We start from the raw sequence: 18,532 nt of genomic DNA on the forward strand, positions 1-18,532 counted from the left end.
GGGTCTCGTCCGTCCATCAGTGGGTCCCGTCGAACGGGTTGTCGTGGTCGTCGGCGTCCACCTGGGGCACGCCGAGCCGCACCCGGAACACCACGCCGGGCCGGGTCTCCAGGTCGAGCGGGTCGCCCGTAATCCACCAGGGCGGATCGCCGGCGTGCACCCGGACGACGCCGGCGGCGTCCAGGCTCACCCGGTGCGGCGCCCGCGTCCCGGGCACCGCAGACAGCGTCCCGACGAGGTGCTCCCGGCCGTCGTCGGCGCGGTACAGCAGGCCCCAGCGTCCGTCGTCACCGGCGGGCGGCAGCGCGACGGTGCCGAGCACGCCGGCGCGGGCCTCGCCGTGTTCGTCCACGAACGTCTCGTGGGAGGCCGGGGCCGCGCCAGCGGCGCGCAGCGCGGGCCGGGGCGTCTCCCGCGCGCCGGCGACGTAGAACCGGTCAGCCAGTGCCGTGGCGTCGGCGACGTCACCCAGCAGCTCCGCGGGCAGGCGCGGGGCCGGTTCCGCACGATCGATCCGCAGGTACGGCCGCTCCCCCCGCCACAGCAGCAGGTCGAGGTTTCCGGCGGCGTCGACCTCGATGCCGGCCCGGATCTCGCGCGGCCAGAGCCGCCGGTCGAGCCGCCGGGTCGCGCCCGACTCCGCGAGCCGGGAGTCCAGCTCGCTCCAGCGGAAGACACCCCACGGCACGGGCTGCCCGCCGTCGACCTCCCGCCGGATGATGCACCGGTCGCCGAGCTGGCCGATCGTGGTGAAAGCGCGCAGGCTGCCGTCGGCCTGTTCGCGCAGCGGGGTCCCGGCCGGCAGGAGCACTCGGCCCTGGTCGGCGCGGCCCTGCATGCTCAACGCGCAGGGCAGCGCCAGCAGCACGTTGTCGACCTCGACGGCGACCTCCGTGGCACCCTGGCGCAGCAGGTCCTCGTCGGCGACCGCGGCGCCCAGGGACCCCAGCGACGCCGCCCAGGCCGCGCCCATCGAGGCCGCGTTCTTCGCGTACGTCCGCTCCACCACCACCCGTACCGGCGGCTCGCCGCGCCGGTTGCCCGCCGCCAGTTCCCGGCCGACGACGTCGGCGGCGAGGCCGAGCTGGCTCGCCTTGCCGGTGAGGATGACCCGGTCGAGCCGGTCGCCGCTGTCCAGCCGGGCGCGGGCGAGGCCGGCGGCGAGCCTGCTGACCTCCATGAGCATCGGCTCGGTCACCTCGACGAAGTGCTCGTAGGACAGGGCGAGCGGCCCGCCGCCGATGCCGGGCGGCAGCTTCGCCGGGACGCCGCCGACCCGGCTGACGATGTCCTGCACCACGTCCGCGGGCAGCCGGAACGGGCGGCCCGGCGCGACGTCGATCTTCGCGCGCTCGGCGAGGTCCCAGAGGTCGCCGAAGGTCCTCTCCCGGTCCTGGGGGCTGCCGGCGATGCCGACGGTCCGAGTGCCGAGCACCCGTTCCACGTTGTCCCGGAACCGCCGGCCGGCGGGACCTTCGGGGACGGCGGTGTCCCTGCGCAGGGCGCTGAGCGCCTGGCGGACGAGCCGGCCCGGCACGTACCGGCCGTCCTCGCAGCAGGACGCGTCGAGGCCGGCGGTGATGAGGCGCTGCCAATCCCGCCACGTCTCGTCCTCGCCGAGTTCGTCGGTGCCGGTGTGCCCGATGGTGAGCAGGTGGTCGGCGATGATCGCCTTGAGCAGGTGAAAGACCTGCAGGGTGAGGAAGTCCCCGCCGCGCCGGGCCCGGCCGCTGGTGCCACGCAGTTGGGGCTGCAGCCGGTAGTAACGGCCAGTGGTGCCGGGTGCAGCCCCCGGCAGCTCCGGTGTCTCGTCGCGCAGGTGGATGGTGACGAGCGCGATGTCCGTGGTGCCGCCGCCGATGTCGACGACGAGGCAGTTCTCGATCCAGTGCCGCTGCCGGCCGGGAGCCGGGCGGAAACGGGCCCGCAGCGCCTCGATGCCGATGGCGTAGTTGGCGCCGAGGTCGCGCATCAGGAAGAAGAGCGCGGCAGAGATCGCCTCGTCGTAGCGCAGGTCGGCCTCGCCTACGCCGAGCACGTCGGTGAGCACCCGCGCCAGGCGTTGCCGGGCCGACGGCGGGGCCATGGTCGGGTAGGTGACCACCACCTGGTCGACATGGCCACTCTCCAGCCGGTCCGGGTGGGCCCGGGTGAACTCGTCGGTGCGGTCGAGCAGGAAGCCGAAGGCTCCGCCGAGCAGCGCCTCCAGGTCGACCGTGCGGTGGTCGTCGCGCAGTTCGACGCGGAAGCCCGGCTCGTCCAGGTGGTGCTTGAGGCCCCGCACGGAGGCCAGTGGCGTGCCGTCGCCCAGCGGCGGGCCGAGACGGACGCGAAGATCCGGGTCGACTGCGGTGACGTCGAGGCGGCTCGGGACCTCCTCCGCCTCGATCGCGCTGTCCAGCCGCACCGGGAACAGGGAGTGGTGCTCCAGGGCCGGGGTCGCGAACGCGGTGTCGTAGCAGCAGTGCAGGCGGCCGGCGAGCCAGGCCGAGAGGGGCGCGGCGCCGCCGGGCTGGGCCAGGTCGAGCGCCAGCAGCACCCGGTGCAGGAGGCCGCCCCCGGCGGCCTCGTCGCCCTCGACGGCCTCGACGAGACCGTCGACGTCGGTGCCGGCCAGGTCGCTGGCGATCCGGTCGCGCAGGGCGGACCACTCGGCGCGGTAGGACTCGGCGCGCGGCGTGGCGAGCTCGTCGTCGGCGGGCTCGGCGCGGAGCAGCGCCACGGTCTCCCGGCACAGGACGGCCCGCTGATCGGCCGGCATCGGCAACTGCGGCGGCGGCCGGTACGGGTCGTAGAGGGTGACCGTGGAGTTGGTGGTGCCGAAGTCGACGGCGGCCAGCCCGCCGTGCCGGTCGGGAAAGCGGCGGATGGTCGGCCGGATCCGCCGTCCGGCGCCGGGCGGGTGGAGGTCCTCGGTGCTCATCTGCCCTCCTCGTCGGTGCGGGGCCACTGGTCGTCCTCGTCGAGCAGGTCCTCCATCCGCCGGGCGACGACCTGCGGGGGATCCGGCTCGGCGGCGGGATCGGTGCCGGCCAGCGCCCGGATCTCCGCGTCCGTGCGGGGCAGGGCGGCGCGCAGCTCCCGCAGCGCGTGACGGATGCCATCGACCCGGCGTGCCTGTTCCACGGCGAGGCCCTCGACGACCAACCGGCGGACGGCCTCGACCAGCTCCCGGCGCAGCCGCATGACGGTCACCTGGTGCCGGCCGTGCCCCTGCGGGTCGTGCCACGGCAGGAGCCGGTCCGGGGCGAGGGGGAACGCCTGCCGCGCGGCGTCGGCGTCGACGGCCGGCGCGCCGTCGGCCGGGCCGGTCGTGGGCAGCCAGTCGAGCTGCACGGCGCGCCGGAGCGTGGCCAGCACAGCGTCGGAGCCCTCCCGGACCAGCCGCTCGCGCACCGGTTCGACGCCGTCGAGCAGCTCGGCCTTGAGCGAACCGAGCCGCGCGGAGCGGCGTAGGCGCCAGGCGGCGACCGTCGCGTCGACGACCTCACCGATCACCGACGGCAACTCGCGGAGGGTGGCGCGGAACCTCGCCTCGAACTCGTCGGGGCGCACGGGCGGTTGCTCCCGTTCGAACCCGTCGCCGGGCTGCACCAGCTCGTCGGTGACCGCCGCGAACAGAATCGCCCACTGTGGCCAGGAGTGGACCCGGGCCACCACCCGCTGGGTCACCGCGTCCTGCGGGGTCATCCCTGCGGCCAACCGGGCGTCGGGGCCGGCGACACCGCGTCCCACGTCGTCGATCAGCGCGGTCAGCTCTGCGCCGATGCGGCCCACCAGGTCGCGCAGCCGCTCCTCGGCGGGCGGGGGCGGCGGCGGGGCGGCCGGGGACGCCTCGTCGAGCGCCGCGACGGTCTCGCGCAGCACCCGGCGCAGGTCCAGGTGGGCCGCGTGGGCCCGGGCGGCGCGCGCCGCGCGGCCAGCGTCGCGGCCCGCGCCGAGGACGGCGTCGAGCAGGTCGTCGGCGCGGGCGGGGGCGAGCGGACCATCGCGCAGCGCCGCGCTGTCCGGCCCGGCCAGGACGGTCGTGTGGGGGTACGCCTGCACGACCCGCTCGGCGTCGTGCCGCGGGCCGGGTAGCAGCACGGCCGCGCTGGCGGCGCGCAGTTCCCGCTCGATCAGCCGGTCGGCGCGGCCGGTGCGCAGGCGGGGGGACAGCACCGGCAGGTCGACCAGTTCGAGGGGCTCGTCGCCCAGCGGCCACCGGGACCGGGGCACGTCCACCTCGACGGTGACCCGGCGCACGGCGGGGAAGATCCGGTGCAGGACGTTCTGGGCGAGCTCTGTGCCGGGCGCGTACGGTCCGGACGCGGTGGTGTCGGGAAACGGCGAAACGCCGCCGGCGGCCCCGCCGACGCGGAACGGCATCGTCGCCTGGTGCACCGCGTCGAGGCGGGCCGGGACCGCCTCGACGCCGAGCAGGTGCTCGGCGAAGACCTCGGCCCGGTGCAGCGCGACGAGTTCGGTCAGGGCGGCCCGGCACTCCGCGTCGGCGCCGGGCCAGAGCCGCCGGGCGCACGCCAGCGCCTGCGCCCAGTCGGCGGCCGGCGCGAGCCCGTCGTCGAGCAGGTGGAGGATGCCGGCCCGACAGCCCGCGATCTCCGCGCGGTCCAGGAAGGACACCGAGACGGCGCGGACGGCCGCCCGCTCCCCGGCGACGGCGCGCAGGCGCGCCACCGTGACGTACCCGAGGGTGGATCGCTGCGGGGTGAGGGCAGGCGCGTCCCCGCCGAGCAGCGGCTGCCACAGGTGGTGGCTGACGACGTGGTCACCGGTGCCCTCGGCCAGCAGGGCCACGGAGATCGGCGCCTCGGCGGCCCGCACGACCAACGCCGCGGCCGACCGGGCGGAGTCGGCGTGCGGGCCGCCCGGCAACGCCTCGGTGACCGCGGCGAGCAGGCGCTCGGCGCGTTCGCGGCTCCGCACCGCGGGATCTGTGCGCTGTGTCGGCACGGTTGTCCTCCGGTCAGGGGTACGGCCGGCCGGGCCGTCGTTTGGCCAATGTCGGGCCACCGACGATCAGCAGACGAGGAGGGGACCAATCAGGAGGTGATGCGGGAATTGCCGCGCCCTCGGCGTCGGCGTGGACCGACTGTAGTCGGGTGGCGGGAATTGTCGGTGTCGGCCTTCGGACACTTTTTCGGCGCCATTCAGGAAAAGCCACACGGCCCGGATCAGCCGTCCGAATGGCTGAGCGCAATCGTCGGACGGCGTCCGGGGGGTGAACGACGGAGGCCATTCGAACGAGTCACCATCGGCGCTCGTCTCCTACTTCGGCGGCAACCGGCCACGTCCGAATCCGTCCTCGCGTGCGCGGTCGAGAAACTGCACCCGGTGCTCGATCGGCCGGCCGGCGCGCGCGTATTTCTCCTTGATCCGATCGAGGTACGTCCGTACCGTGCCGGGCGCTATCCCCAGCACCCGGCCGACCGCCTCGACGGTGCACCCACTGCCGTAGGAGACCAGCACCTCCCGTTCCCGGGCGGACAGGTGGGGGCGTTCCGGTCGGGCGTCGCGGCCGAGCCAGAACGCGTGCTCGGTGGTCATCGGCGTCTCGCCGGCGGCGACCTGCCGGATCACGTCGGCGAGGACGCCGAGGTTGTTGGCCTTCAGCACGTACGCCGAGGCACCGGCCTCGGTGGTCGCCGCGATGTAGACCGGATCCGGGATCACCGACACCACGACGACCGTGTGCCCGACGGCCACCAGCCGGCGGACGTTGTCGGCGGGATCGGTGAAGTTCTCCAGGTTCAGGTCGAGGATCACGATCCTCGGCCGTCGCGTCGCCGCCAGGAACTCGTCCACCGAGACGGCGAGCGCCGTGAGCGTGATGTCCGGCAGGCGGCTCATCCAGGCGGACATGCCCTCCAGCAGCATCTGGTCGTTGTCGATCGCGCCGATCTCGATCATCGCCGCCATGAGACCTCCACCATCGTTCCCTGATCCGGCGCGGAGTCGATCGCGACCCGGCCGCCCACCTCCACGACGCAGTGCCGCAGCTCGCGCAGGAGCCCCCGGCCGGGGTTGACCGCCTCCGGCCGGAAGCCCCGGCCCCGGTCGACGACCTTGAGCGTGACCCCGCCGTCGCCGCCGACGGCGGTCAGCCAGGCCTCGTCGGTGCCGGCGTGCTTGGTGACGTTGGTCAGCGCCTCGCTGACCGCGTTGGTCAGGGCCTGCTCGACGTCCTCGGGCAGGCGGTCGGACAGGTCGTGGAACTGCGAGTGCACCTGCAGGCCCAGCGCCTGCTTGTCCCGGACCACCCCGGCCAGCGCGCTGGCCAGGTTCGCCATCGGGCCGCCGCTGCCGGCGGTGACCAGCCCGCGCAGGTAGTCGGCGTCGCGCTGGGCGAGCGCGCGCACCTCCGCCTGGCGGTGGTCCAGCCGGCCCCGGGCGATCATGCTGAGCGTGGTCAGCACGGTGCGGTGCAGCGCGTCGTACTGGCGGGTCCGCTCGTCGAAGCGGGCCTGCGCGGCGGCCTCCCGCGCCCCGGCGGCCAGCGCGGCGTCGGTGGCGGCGTCCAGTTGCTCGGCGCTGCCGCGCAGGTAGCCGGCGACCACGGCGGCCAGCACCGCGAAGCCCAGCAGCGACACCGCGTTGACGGTGATCGCGCCGAACCCGTCCGGGCTGCCCACCAGTTCGCGGAGGGACCCGGCCAGGTACCCGGCCACGAGCAGGGCGACGGCCGCCGTCGCCGGCCAGCGGGGCGCGAACGCCGCGGCCACGATCGCCGCGCCCATCGCCGGCGGCAGGACCCAGTGCTGCCAGCCCGTGCCGCACGAGGCGACGCAGGCGGCCGGGACCAGCAACAGCCCGAGCAGCGCCACCAGCACGTCGGCGTACACCCAGCCGTGGCCCATCCGGCCGGCGCGGCCCGCCCGGACGAACAGCAGCACCGTCCAGGCGACCGTCAGCAGGTAGCCGGCCAGGACCAGGGCCGGCAGCCGGTACATCCGCAGGCCACCGATGAGCGGCACCGGTATCCAGACCGCGAGTTGCACGACCCGCAGGCAACCGGCCGCCCAGATCAGCAGCGCGTTCACCCGCACCGCGGCCTTCCCCCGGTTCAGCACCCCTGTTTGCGCCACGTTCCGACGATGGCACGTCGCGCTTGCGCGGGACAGTCGGCATATCGGCGGACACGCGCGCCCGGCCGCGACACCCGATGCGGATTTCCTGCGATTGGTCGCCGGACGGGCATTGACGAATCGAATAGCGGACTGCCACGCTGGCACGGCCGAAGTGGCGTACGCCTCTCACCATGCCAACCGTTCGGATGATTCATGCTGCAACAGATGGGGCACATTCCCTGCCATCGGGTCGACGCCGCAGTGCGCGCCGCCGAAGATCAACTTTCGGCTTCCGGAAGTCGCTCCGCGGCAGAACGCCTCGTGTTGCTGTGGAGGCTTTGCGACGCATTGGAGAGCCGATTCCTCTGCACCAATTCCGCCGCCGACCTGAATAGCGCGATCGACGCCGCGCGCACCGCGCGGGAGCTGGTGCCCCGGGCCCGGCCCGAGGCGCGGGTGGCCGCGGTCCGACTCGCGTCCCTGCTCGCCGTACGGCGCCGGCCCGACGACGAGGAGGAGGCGTTCGCGGCGCTCACCGCCGCCCAACGGCCCCTGCGCCCGGGCGGCGGCGAGCACGCGGCGCTCGACCTCATGATCGCCGCCATGCTGCTGCCCCGGCACCTGCGACACCGGCGCGAGGAGGACCTGACAGCGGCGGTCGAGCGGCTGGAGCGGGCCCTGCCCGTCCTCGACCGGGAGGCCGCCCGGGACCGGCCGAACCCGCAGCACATCGCGATGATGGCCGCCGCCGCCGGACTCGTGCGCCTCCAGTTGGCGGCCGCCCACGCCGGCCTGCTGAGCAGCGGGCCCACCGACGAGGCCGGCGAACAGCGCGTCGTCGCCCTGCTCGCCGAGGCGGAGCGGCTCTCCCCCCAGATGTCGTCGGTGACGGGCATGCTGCATCAGGTCCGCGAGTTGCAGCGGGGCCTGGTGCAGGGAGAGACGGCGGACCCGCTGGCCATGGCCGAGCAGCTCACGATCGGCGACGACGGTCCCTTCCCCGGCACGGCCGAGTTGCTGAGCACCACGACCGGAGCGATCCGGGCCAGCGGCCGGCTGGGTTCCTCCGGTGACCTGCAGGGTTTCGACGCGCTGATCGCCAAGCTGGAGGCCGAGCTCGCCGACCCCGACCGATACGAACCCGACCCGGCGAGCCGGCTCGTCACGCTGGCGGCAAGCTACCACGAACGGGCCAAGGCGAAGGGCCTCTCCGACGACCCGTCGGCGGGCGCCGACCGGCTGCGGGCGCAGGAGCTAGCGACCGAGGCGCTCGCCGTGGGCGGTGGCAGCCAGGACCAGGCCCGGCTCGTGCTGGGCACCTGCAAGCTGGACGCCTACCGCCCCGACCGGCCCGACCCGCAGGCGCTCGACGAGGCGGTCCGGCTGCTGCGGCGGGGCGCGAGCGGCACCAGCCTGAGCCCGGCGATGCGCAACGCCGCCCGCATCCCGCTGGCGGACGCGCTGCTCATGCGAGGTTGGTTCGCCGGCAGCCTGGACGACGTCGAGGAGGCGCTGACCCTGCTCACCACATTCCGCGACCGGCTGCCGCCGACGTCGCTGCAACACGCGGTGGCCCGTTCCCGGGTCGCCGCCGCGCTGCACGTGCGCGCCGAGGCGACCGGGTCCACGGAGGACCTGCTGCACGCCGCGGCCGAGTCCCGCCGGGCGACGGCGGCGATCGGGGAGCTGAGCCTGGTGTGGGCGTACGACACCGCGCTTCAGTGGGCCGAGTGGTCCTGGCGGCACGGGCGCGTCGCCGACGCCGCCGAGGCGTACCTGCTCACGCTGCGCATGCTCAACCAGATGGCCCGGGCCCAGCTCAGCCGGGCGTACGGCGAACTGGTCCTGCGCCGGCGCACGCGCGGCCTGGTCGGCCGGGCCTCGCACGCGCTGGTTCGCCGCCGGCGGTTGCCGGAGGCCGCCGTGGCCCTGGAGTCGGGCCGGGCCGTGCTGCTCTCGGCCGCGCTGGAGCGCGACCTCGTCGGCCTCACCGGCGCGGAGCACGCCCCGGTACGCGAGCGCTACCGCCGGGCGGTGGACCGGCTGACCGAGCTGGAGGACCGGGCGCTGCGCGAGGCGTCGACGCAGGAGGAAAACCTGTTCGACGAGGTGTCGCGGGAGGAACGGACGCGGGAGGGCCAGTCATGAGCGACGCACCGACCCGGCGGGAGGGCCCCGGCCGGCAGGCCCCGCCCACCACCGCCGACCCGGCGCTGGGCACCGCGCCGGCCACCACCCGGGAGACGCCGCCGCCGACCCCGGCCGCCCCGGCGGCCGGCGGCGACGACAGCGGCCTGCCGCAGGGCGTGTCGGCGCGGTTCGCCCCCGTCCGGCACCTGGCCACCGGCGGCGAGGCGCACCTGGTGATGCTGGTCGAGGAGCGGGCCACCGGCCTGACCCGGGTGGCGAAGGTCTACCCCACCTCCGTGCGGCCGGACCCGCGCCTGCTCGACGCGCTGCGCACCGCCGACGAGCGCCACGTGGTCCGGATGCTCGACTACGGCACCGAGGTCAACCGGTACGGCACCCCCACCAGCTGGGAGGTGCTGGAGTACCTGCCGCGCGGCTCGCTCGCCGCGCTGGCCCGGGAACACGGCGGCCCGCTCCCGCCGGAGCAGGTGCGCCGGGTCGTGGCGGAGGTCACCGCCGCCCTGGCCTACCTGCACGGGGAACTGCGCCACGGCGAAGCGACCGGCATCGCGCACCGCGACATCAAGCCGGAGAACGTGCTGGTCCGCTCGCTGGACCCGCTGGAGCTGGTGCTCTGCGACTTCGGCCTGGTCGCCGAGCTGCGGGCCACCCGGCGCAGCACCGGCCGGGCGGGCACCCCCGCCTACCAGGCGCCGGAGACGTGGTGGCAGAAGAGCCAGGAGCCCGCGCAGGACTGGTGGTCGCTCGGGGTCCTCGTCGTCGAGCTGCTCACCGGCCGCAACCCCAACAGCGGCGTGGGCGGCGACACCGCCAACGAGCGGACCATCTTCGAACACATCGCCAAGTACGGCGTCGATCTCAGCGGTGTCACCGACCCGGGCTGGCTGCTGTTGTGCCGGGGCCTGCTGACCCGGGCGCCCGAGCTGCGCTGGGGCGCGGAGCAGGTGCGGGCCTGGCTGGTTGGCGAGGCACCCGCCGTCGACGATCCCGACCCCGAGCCGGAGTCGGCGCAGCGGCCGGTGCCCCCGTTCGAGCTGGCCGGGCGGCTCTGCCGCACACCGGAGGAGGTGGGCGCGGCGATGTCCGAGAACTGGCGGGCCGCCGTGGACCTCTTCCGCCGCCGGGACAGCCAGCTCGACCTCGACGACTGGCTGCGCGACAACTTCCCCCGGCTCAACCTGCCGGTCAACCTGATGAAGTCGAAGGCCGCCGGGCAGGCCGACGCCGCCGCCCGGGTCGTCCGCTTCGTCTCCCACGTCGCGCCCGAGATGCCGCCCGTCTTCGAAGACGAACGCGCCGACGGGCCGGGGCTGGCCGGCCTGGCCGCGCACGCCGCCGCCGGGGAACCGGCCGCCGCCGCGCTCGTCGCCCGGCTCGATACCCAGCTGCTGCGGGCCCTGGCCCGACACCGCTGCCGGGCGCACCCCGGCTGCGCGGACGGCCCCTGCGCGGTCCTCGCCGACGCCGCCGAGCGGCTGGCCCGGGTCACCTCGGTCGTCGAGGCCCGCGCCGAGCAGGTCGGCGGCGAGCTGACCGCCGGGGCAACGGGCGGCCCGCCGCGCGGTGCCCGCCCGGAGCTGGAACAGGCGCTGCCGGTCGCCCGGGCCGTCGCGCTGGGGCTGCTCGTCGACCCCGGCCACGGCGGCCGGCTGCGCTCGACGCTCGGCAGGCAGAAGGCCGCGCGCCGCTGCGGCTGGTGGGACCGGCTGCGCGAGGAGGCCGGCCCCGGCGGCGACGACCGGCAGGTGGCCGCCGCCGCGCTCGCCGCCGCCCTGATCCCGCTGGCGACCGCGCACATGGCCGAGGAGAAGGCCCGCGCCGCCGAGGCCAGACAACGCGAACGCAACGCCGGCGCGGCCCGCACCGGCTGGGTGCCCCCGGCCCGGGCCGCCGCACTGCGCAACGCCTGGCGGGACGCGGTGAACTACCTGCTCGCGGTCGCCATCGGCTATCTCACCACGTTCGCCGCCGCCGCGTTCTGGGCCCTCGGCACGTTCCCCGACGCGTGGGCGCGGCCGGCGGTGATGCTCACCCGCGTCGCCGCCGTGCAGACCGTGATCGCGCTGCCCCTGCTGGTGCTGCTCGCCTGCCTGGTGATCTGCCCCGCCGACCCGCAGGCCGGGCTGCGTCGGGCCCGCCGGCTCTGCTGGGCCGCCGGGGCGGCGGTCTGGGTGCTGCTCACCGCCGACAACGGCACGTATGCGATGTTCCTCCGGTTCCCGGTGGTGCTCGACACCGGCGTACGGGAGTGGCTGATCGACCTGGACACCAGCTACGACGAGGCCTATCCGTACGTGGCCGGCGGCGGCCTGCTGCTGGCGCTGTGGCTCGGCCGGCGGCTGGCCGCCCGCGCCTACGCCACGGAGGGCGGGCGACTGTCCGGCTGGGTCCCCCGGCTCGTGCGCGGCACGGTGATCGCCCTGGTGGCCGCGCTGTACCTGATGCAACCGGTCTACGTGTGGCGGGGATGGACGATGCCACTGCTGCCTTGGTGGTTCCTGTGATGGTCAGTGAGGTCGCGATGCTGAGGAGGCCGCGATGAGCGGAATCACCGGTGCCCGGTACGTCGTGGAGACGGCAGCCGAGCGCCTCGCCCGTGAGCAACGGGCCCAGTGGCAGCAGTTCGTGCAGGTCCGCGGCGAGCTGGAGGCGCTGCGCGCGGAGGCCGAGGCGTACCGGTCGGTCTACGGCAGCCGGATCAGCCGGGTCGCCGCCGGTGCCCGGGCCCGACCCAACCACTCCCCGCACCGGATCGCCGCCGCGACCGCCGACGTCGCCCTGCTGGTCGGCCGCGAGCGGGAACGGCTGCGCACCGAGGTGCTCGCCGCCTCCCGGCAGGACGTGAGCGGCCTGCTCGACGTTCCGGCGACCAAGGCGGCGGACGCGACGAGAACCCGCCGGCAGTGGGACGACAGCACGGTCACCGAGCCGGCCCGGCCGGCCAGCCGGCAACGGGACGACTCGGCCGCGCAGGCTGCCCGGGCGCGCGACGACGCGGCGGCGCAGGAGCGCCACCGGGCCCGCGCCACCCGGGCCGCCGAGCTGCTCTCCCGTCTGCCCGCCGCGACGCCCGACGAGGTCCGCGCGCCCTGCGCGGCGGCGGTCGCGGAGATCGCCGCGGGAGCCCCGGCCGGCCGCGCCCACCTGCTGCTGCGGGACCTGGAGGAGCGGGTGGGCGCCCAGCAGCGGGCCGAGGAACGCGTCGCGCTCACCCGCCGCGACCTGCTCACGATCGCCGCCCCGCTGGAGACGGTGCCCGGCGAGGCGGCGGCCCGGCTGCGCAAGCGGGTCGCCCGGCTCGTCGCGGAACGCGCCGACCGGGTCCCCGACGGGCTGCGGGCCGAGGCCGACGAAATCGTCGCGCAGGCCGACCGGGCCCGCCGGCGCAAGGCCGTGGCCGACGCGATCCGGGTCGGCCTGACCGACCTCGGCTACCGCGTCGGCGAGGGCTTCGACACGGCGCTGGCCGGCACCGGGGTGGCGTACGCGGCGATGGACGGCGACGCCGGCTACGGCGTGAAGGTGCTGCTCGACCGGGACGACCCGGTGATCCGTACCCAGGTGGTCCGCGCCGGTAGCACGCGGGCCGGCCGCTTTGACGACGTCGCCGCGGAACGGAAGTTCTGCGACGACTACGAGGTGATCAAGCGGCGGGTGCGCCGCAACGGCATCCCGATCGACCAGTTCGGACAGATCGACCCGGGCCGGCAGGCGGTGCAGGTGGTCGCCGACGAAATGATCCCGGCCCAGACCCACGGGGCCGCCGGGCAACAGAGGAAGCAGGGGCTATGACCACACCGCCGATCGACGACCCGGCGCAGCAGCCGGCGTGGCTGCGCGAGGTGAGCCTCGCGCTCTGCGCGCACCCGCAGGTCCTGCTCACGGGCAACGTCAGGGACCTCTACCGGCTGCCCGACCCGGAGCGCGAGGGCAGCGTCCGGTTCATGGGCCTGGTCGACGCGCTGTGGAGCGTCGCCCGGGCCCGGGGCTACGGCGCGCTGCTGACCTACTCCAGCGGCGTCGGCGTGGAGATCGCCGCGCAGCTACCCGACGGCGGCGCGGCGGCGGCCCAGGCCGTCCTACGCGACGCCGACGTCGAACCGAACCGCCCGCTGCACCTGGCCCAGGTGCGCGACCTGATCGGCGCGGTGGTGGACGTGCCCCGGCGGCGCGCGGCCGGCCCGCCGGTGGCGCTGGCCCTGGTCGACGCGGCCCGGCTGTTCACCGGCGAGTTGCTCTCCCCGGAGGAACGCCTCTTCCTGGCCACGGCCGACCGGTTGGCCTACCGCGCCACGCCGGTGGGCAGCGGCTACAACACCGTCTTCTGGGTGCTCGACCGCGAACACGACCTGCCGTCGTGGTTCGCCACCGGCAACCACACGCTGCGGATCACCGCGATCCCGGAGCCGGACCTGGCGGCCCGCCTACAGACGGCCAACGACCTGGTCGCGACGCTGCCCGGGATGCCGCAGGACACCGACGAGCGGTGGGCGATCGCCCGCCGGTTCGCCGAGGCCAGCCACGGGATGCGGCTGCGCAGCATGCGCGACGTGGTACGCCTCGCCACCGCCGCCGGCATCCCCGGCCCCCGCGTCGACGACGCGGTCCGGGCGTTCCGGGTGGGCGTGCCGGACAACCCGTGGCAGAGCGCCGGGCTGCGGGAACGACTCAAGAGCGCCCAGGAGGAGCTGAGCCACCGGGTGCTGGGGCAGCCCGACGCCGTCCGCCGGGTGCTGGACATCCTGGCCCGTTCGGCGACCGGCCTGGCCGGCGCGCACACCGGCGGGCGCAGCAAGCCCCGGGGGGTCCTCTTCTTCGCCGGACCCACCGGCGTGGGCAAGACGGAACTGGCCAAGGCGCTGGCCGCGCTGCTGTTCGGCGACGAGAACGCGTACCTGCGTTTCGACATGAGCGAGTTCGCCGCCGAACACACCGAGGCCCGGCTGATCGGCGCGCCACCGGGATTCATCGGCCACGACGCGGGTGGCGAGCTGACCAACGGCATCCGGCAGCAGCCGTTCCGGGTAGTGCTGTTCGACGAGATCGAGAAGGCGCACCCGCGCCTGCTCGACAAGTTCCTCCAGATCCTCGACGACGGGCGGCTCACCGACGGCCGGGGCGGCACCGTCTACTTCACCGAGGCGCTCATCGTCTTCACCACCAACCTGGGCATCGTCATCCAGGACGAGGACGGCAAGCCGAAGGAGAACGTCACCCCCGCCCAGGAGCTGCCGGACATCGAGCAGGGCGTGCGGCGCTACATCGAGGTGTTCTTCCGCCACCTGCTGCGCCGACCCGAGCTGTTCAACCGGGTGCAGCAGAGCATCGTGGTCTTCGACTTCCTCCGGCCCGAGGTGGCGGTGGAGATCGCCGACCGGGCGATCGGCCGGGTCGGCGAGGCCGTGCACCGCGCGTACGGGGCGACGCTGGAGTTCAGCGACGAGGCTCGCGACGAGCTGCGCAAGGAGGCCACGTTCGACCTGTCCAACGGCGGCCGGGGCATCGTGTCGGCCATCGAGAGCATCCTGGTCAACCCGCTCGCCCGGGAGGTGTTCGCCAACCCGCCCGAGCCCGGGCAGACGCTGTGCGTCGGCGCGATCGCGCAGGACGGCCAGAACCGCGAGCTGGTGATGGAGTGAGGCTGCGACTGTCCCGGCTGCACCACCCGGTCACCACGCTCGGGCCGGGCCGCCGCGTCGGCGTCTGGTTGCAGGGCTGCGCCATCGGCTGCCCCGGCTGCGTCTCCCAGGACACCTGGTTCGCCGAGCCCCGGCACGACATTGAGGTCGACGACGTGCTCGACCGGGTCGCCGGCCTCGACCCGGCCGGGATCACCGGCGTCACCGTCACCGGCGGTGAGCCGTCGGAGCAGCCCGAGGCGCTGGCCGCGCTGGTGACCGGGCTCGCCGGGCTCGGCGCCGGGCACGACTGGGACGTGCTGTGCTACACCGGCGTCGAACTCGACGAGTTCCGCGGGCGCTGCCCCGGGGCGTACCCGTCGATCGACGCGCTGATTACCGGCCCCTACCGGGCCGGGGAACCGACGGACCTCGTCTGGCGTGGCTCGGCCAACCAGCGGCTGGTGCCGTGCTCGCCGCTCGGCCGGCACCGCTACGCGCCGTGGGTCGACGCCCGGCGCGACCGGCCGGAGCTGCAACTACAGGTCGACGACGACCGGGTCTGGCTCGTCGGCATTCCCGGCCGCGGCGACCTCGCCCGGATCCAGCGCGCCCTGGACGCCCAGGGCATCCGGCTGGAAGGAGTGTCATGGCGGCCCTGATCTGCCCGAACCACGGACCGCAGCCGGCCGGCGGCACGTTCTGCCCGATCTGTATGGAGTTCCTCGTCCCCGAGTCCACGACACCGGCCGCCGGGCGGGTGTGCCCGCTCCCCGGCTGCGGCAACCTGCTCGACGCCGACGGCCGGTGCCCGCTGCACGACCTCGGCGGGATGGCCACCGAGGCCGGCACCTGGGCCGGGGAACCCCCGCAGCGACCCGCCGGAGCGGGCCCGTCGGCCGCGCCGGCCACCACCCGCGACGCCTCACCGGACGTCGCGGCCTTCCGGCTGGACTTCCCGTTCGGGCCGGTCTCGGTCGGCCGCGCCGAGGTCCGCATCGGCCGCGCCGACGACCTCGGCGAGATCGCCCTGCGGCTGGGCGCGCACGGCAACGTGTCCCGGCAGCACGCGCTGGTCTGGGTCGAGCACGACGAGCTGTACGTGCAGGACCTCAGCTCCACCAACGGCACCTACGTCAACGACCGCCGCCTGGACCCGCACACCCGCCAGCGCCTCTTCGACGGCGACGAGCTGCGCCTGGCCAGCGACGTACGGGCCCGGGTGCGTCGCACCGGAGGCACCTCGTGACCGCGTCCACGCGGCAAGCGCAGACCTTCGCGACGGTACGGGTCTGTGCCGTGACCGCCCGAGGCGCCGTCCGGGCCGGCAACGAGGACGCCGTCCTCGCCCTCGACTGGATCAGCCAGTCCCCGCGCGCCCGCGTCAGCGACCTCACCACCGCCTGGACCCCGCCCCTGGCCTGCGCCGTCGCCGACGGCCTCGGCGGGCACAGCGCCGGCGAGCTGGCCAGCCGGCTCGCCGTCGCCGACCTCGCCAACCGCTACATCGCCTGGGACGGGTTCCGCGCCGTGCACGACGGTGTCGTCGCCATCGGCCACGCCCTGCACGACACGGCCGCCCGTCAGCCCGGCACCGTCGGCATGCGCACCACCATCGCGGGCGTCCTGCTCACCGGCGACGGCGCGTACGTGTTCAACGTCGGCGACAGCCGCGTCTACCGGATCACCGACGGCTACCTGGAGCAGCTCAGCGTCGACGACGCCGGCCCGGGCGGGGCCACGGTCACCCAGTGCCTCGGCGACCCGCCGGACGCCCCCCTCGCGCCGCACGTCGCCCACGCCCCGCTGGACCCGGCCGGCGCCCGCTTCCTGCTGTGCACCGACGGCGTCCACGGCCAGCTCGACGAGCGACGCCTGCGCGCGATCTGCCGCGCCCCCGACGCCCGCGCGCTGGTCGAGAACCTGCGCGACGAGGTCTACGCCGCCGGCGCCGCCGACAACCTCACCGCCGTCGTCATCGATGTCCTACCCCGTGGGTGAGCAGGCGTTCCCGCAGGCGGGCGTGGCGGAACTGATAGACGCCGCCGATCTGGCGCAGGACGCCGCGCCGGTGGGCGTCGTCCAGGAACGCCAGCAGCCGCCACGGCAGTTCGCCCCGCAGCGCGAACCAAGTCCGGGCGACGGTGAAGCGGCCCCACGCGGTGAACAGGACGCTCGCGCCGGCGGTCGCGGCGGCGATCGCGAGGCCAGTGCCCGGGTCGATCAGAGCGGCCATGGTGAGGCCGAGGATGCCGCCTCGCACGGCCGCCCTGGCCACGGCGGTGCGGCGGTCGGCGCTCAGCACCGCCAGCGGGCCGGCGGCGGCCGTCACGTCGGTCGGCACGTCCAGCCAGGCGTCCAGGAACAGCGCCAGCAGGAGCGCGCCGGCCGCCGCGACGGCCGCCGTGCCCCCGGCGGTCAGCCACCCGACGGCGACGGTCGCCGCCCCGCCGGTCACCCAGCCGACCAGGCCGGGCGTGACACCGCCGGTCAGCCGGCCGGCCAGGCCAGACGCGCCGCCGCCACCGAAACCGGGCAGGCCGGCGACCGGGCCGGGACCGCCGGGGGCCGCGCCGGTGCGCAGCCCGGTGGGGACCAGTGGCTGGCGAACCATCACGAATCCACTGACGGCCGCCCCGGCGACCGCGCCGACGCCGCCCGCGACGCCACCGCCGGCCAGCCCGGCCACCGCGCCCAGGGCCACCGCGCCGAACACGCCACCGACCCCGGCCGGCACCGCCCGCGGCGCGACGGCGGAGAGTCGCCACCAGGCGATGTCCGGCCCGGCGTGCGCGGCGAGCCAGGCCAGCCAGGGCATGACCCGGGCCGCCGTCCGGGCCGCCGCACCGCCCGCGTGCTCGGTGTAGGCGACCGGAACGGCCCGGTCGAGCAGGTGCCCGGCGAGGTCGTCGGCGGTGGCGAAGCGGTCCCGGTCCAGCAGCGCCGCCGGATCGGACCCGGTGTCGCTGTAGGCAGCGCGGGCCAGCGACGTCATCAGCGGCGTGGCGAGCACTTGGCAGACGAGCCGGGCCGGGCCGTCGGCGGGCGCGGCGTCGAGCCGGGCCAGCACCGGGTCCCACGCGGTCACCGCGGCGGCACCGGCGGGGCGGGCGGTGCGCGGCAGGTACGCCGCCAGGTCACTCACCCGCAGCGGCAACAGCCGCACCACGGCCGCGCCGGTGAGCACGTCGCCGCCGCGCACCGCGTCCAGGTACTGCGCGGTCCGACTCGCCACGACGAGGCCCGCCAGCCGGGGCGAGGCGGAGTTGAGGGCGAGCAGGGCCGCCCCGCGCGCCGCCGTTGGCAACTCGTCGAGCCCGTCCAGCACCGGCAGGACCCGCTCCTCGGCGAGCAGGGCCGCCGCCACCGTGCCGAAGTCCGGGTGCGGCGCGGCCAACGCCGGATAGTCGGCGGCCAGCCGGGCCACCAGCCAGTCGGCGTAGCCGGCGCGGCCGGGATCCCAGGACGTCAGCGACAGCAGCACCGGCACCGGCTCACCCGGCTGGCCGCCGGAGATCAGGTCCAGCACCAGCCGGATCAGCAGCACCGACTTGCCGCCGCCGGCCGGCCCCAGCACCACGAGCCGCCGCGACGGTATCCGGCGGAACACGGTGGCGACCTCGGCGAGCCGGCCGGCGACCGCCCCCGCCCCCGCCCCCGCGTCGGCGTCGGCGTCGGCGTCGGCCAGCCCAACGT

12 protein-coding genes are annotated in these 18,532 nt (G+C 75.6%); 7 read left to right on the plus strand and 5 right to left on the minus strand.

The features are described 5' to 3' along the window. Window positions 1–16 precede the first annotated feature (16 nt). The 4 genes from E1258_RS01175 to E1258_RS01190 all read right to left on the minus strand — a co-directional run bounded on the left by E1258_RS01175 (window position 17) and on the right by E1258_RS01190 (window position 7,085). Window positions 17–2,923: a hypothetical protein gene (locus tag E1258_RS01175; protein WP_132395977.1), complete on the minus strand. Its 2,907-nt coding sequence runs from the start codon at window positions 2,921–2,923 to the stop codon at window positions 17–19. After that, complete coding sequence (locus E1258_RS01180; protein WP_132395979.1) at window positions 2,920–4,926, minus strand: hypothetical protein; 2,007 nt, start codon at window positions 4,924–4,926, stop codon at window positions 2,920–2,922. Before E1258_RS01180 ends, E1258_RS01175 begins: the two co-directional genes overlap by 4 nt. 342 nt (window positions 4,927–5,268) lie before the next feature. Beyond that, window positions 5,269–5,919 (minus strand): response regulator transcription factor, encoded by a 651-nt coding sequence (locus tag E1258_RS01185; RefSeq protein WP_007071547.1) that lies wholly within the window; start codon window positions 5,917–5,919, stop codon window positions 5,269–5,271. After that, on the minus strand, window positions 5,907–7,085 hold the full coding sequence (locus E1258_RS01190) for a sensor histidine kinase (protein ID WP_132395981.1): 1,179 nt from the start codon (window positions 7,083–7,085) through the stop codon (window positions 5,907–5,909). The genes E1258_RS01185 and E1258_RS01190 overlap by 13 nt, the downstream gene beginning before the upstream one ends. 330 nt (window positions 7,086–7,415) lie before the next feature. Here E1258_RS01190 and E1258_RS01195 point away from each other — a divergent pair, with 330 nt between their 5' ends. The 7 genes from E1258_RS01195 to E1258_RS01225 are packed head-to-tail and all read left to right on the plus strand — an operon-like array spanning window position 7,416 to window position 16,837. After that, complete coding sequence (locus E1258_RS01195; RefSeq protein WP_132395983.1) at window positions 7,416–9,215, plus strand: hypothetical protein; 1,800 nt, start codon at window positions 7,416–7,418, stop codon at window positions 9,213–9,215. Continuing rightward, window positions 9,212–11,722 (plus strand): protein kinase, encoded by a 2,511-nt coding sequence (locus E1258_RS01200; RefSeq protein WP_132395985.1) that lies wholly within the window; start codon window positions 9,212–9,214, stop codon window positions 11,720–11,722. Before E1258_RS01195 ends, E1258_RS01200 begins: the two co-directional genes overlap by 4 nt. 34 nt (window positions 11,723–11,756) lie before the next feature. Continuing rightward, the gene (locus tag E1258_RS01205) at window positions 11,757–13,010 is read left to right on the plus strand and encodes a hypothetical protein (protein WP_132395987.1); all 1,254 of its coding nucleotides are present in this window, start codon (window positions 11,757–11,759) and stop codon (window positions 13,008–13,010) included. Next, window positions 13,007–14,857 (plus strand): AAA family ATPase, encoded by a 1,851-nt coding sequence (locus tag E1258_RS01210; protein WP_132395989.1) that lies wholly within the window; start codon window positions 13,007–13,009, stop codon window positions 14,855–14,857. The genes E1258_RS01205 and E1258_RS01210 overlap by 4 nt, the downstream gene beginning before the upstream one ends. Continuing rightward, a complete protein-coding gene (locus tag E1258_RS01215) occupies window positions 14,854–15,498 on the plus strand; it encodes a 4Fe-4S single cluster domain-containing protein (RefSeq protein WP_207919356.1) in 645 nt (214 codons plus the stop codon). The genes E1258_RS01210 and E1258_RS01215 overlap by 4 nt, the downstream gene beginning before the upstream one ends. Continuing rightward, window positions 15,486–16,085, plus strand: a complete 600-nt coding sequence (locus E1258_RS01220; RefSeq protein WP_132395993.1) for an FHA domain-containing protein — start codon at window positions 15,486–15,488, stop codon at window positions 16,083–16,085. Before E1258_RS01215 ends, E1258_RS01220 begins: the two co-directional genes overlap by 13 nt. Further along, window positions 16,082–16,837 carry a PP2C family serine/threonine-protein phosphatase gene (locus E1258_RS01225; protein ID WP_132395995.1) on the plus strand — a complete coding sequence of 252 codons (756 nt, stop codon included), beginning with the start codon at window positions 16,082–16,084 and terminating at the stop codon, window positions 16,835–16,837. Before E1258_RS01220 ends, E1258_RS01225 begins: the two co-directional genes overlap by 4 nt. Here E1258_RS01225 and E1258_RS01230 read toward each other — a convergent pair. Further along, window positions 16,812–18,532, minus strand: a 1,721-nt coding sequence (locus E1258_RS01230) for an NACHT domain-containing protein (RefSeq protein WP_132395997.1), incomplete at its 5' end; no start/stop codon positions are given. The two genes, E1258_RS01225 and E1258_RS01230, sit on opposite strands and share 26 nt — an antisense overlap.

It is taken from the genome of Micromonospora sp. KC207 (genome assembly GCF_004348615.1).
Classification (GTDB): Bacteria; Actinomycetota; Actinomycetes; order Mycobacteriales; family Micromonosporaceae; genus Micromonospora.

Coding starts and splice junctions, on each gene's coding strand:
- E1258_RS01175 (WP_132395977.1), bottom strand. CDS start 2,923: ATGAGCACCGAGGACCTCCACCCGCCCGGCGCCGGACGGCGGATCCGG.
- E1258_RS01185 (WP_007071547.1), bottom strand. CDS start 5,919: ATGGCGGCGATGATCGAGATCGGCGCGATCGACAACGACCAGATGCTG.
- E1258_RS01200 (WP_132395985.1), top strand. CDS start 9,212: ATGAGCGACGCACCGACCCGGCGGGAGGGCCCCGGCCGGCAGGCCCCG.
- E1258_RS01205 (WP_132395987.1), top strand. CDS start 11,757: ATGAGCGGAATCACCGGTGCCCGGTACGTCGTGGAGACGGCAGCCGAG.
- E1258_RS01210 (WP_132395989.1), top strand. CDS start 13,007: ATGACCACACCGCCGATCGACGACCCGGCGCAGCAGCCGGCGTGGCTG.
- E1258_RS01220 (WP_132395993.1), top strand. CDS start 15,486: ATGGCGGCCCTGATCTGCCCGAACCACGGACCGCAGCCGGCCGGCGGC.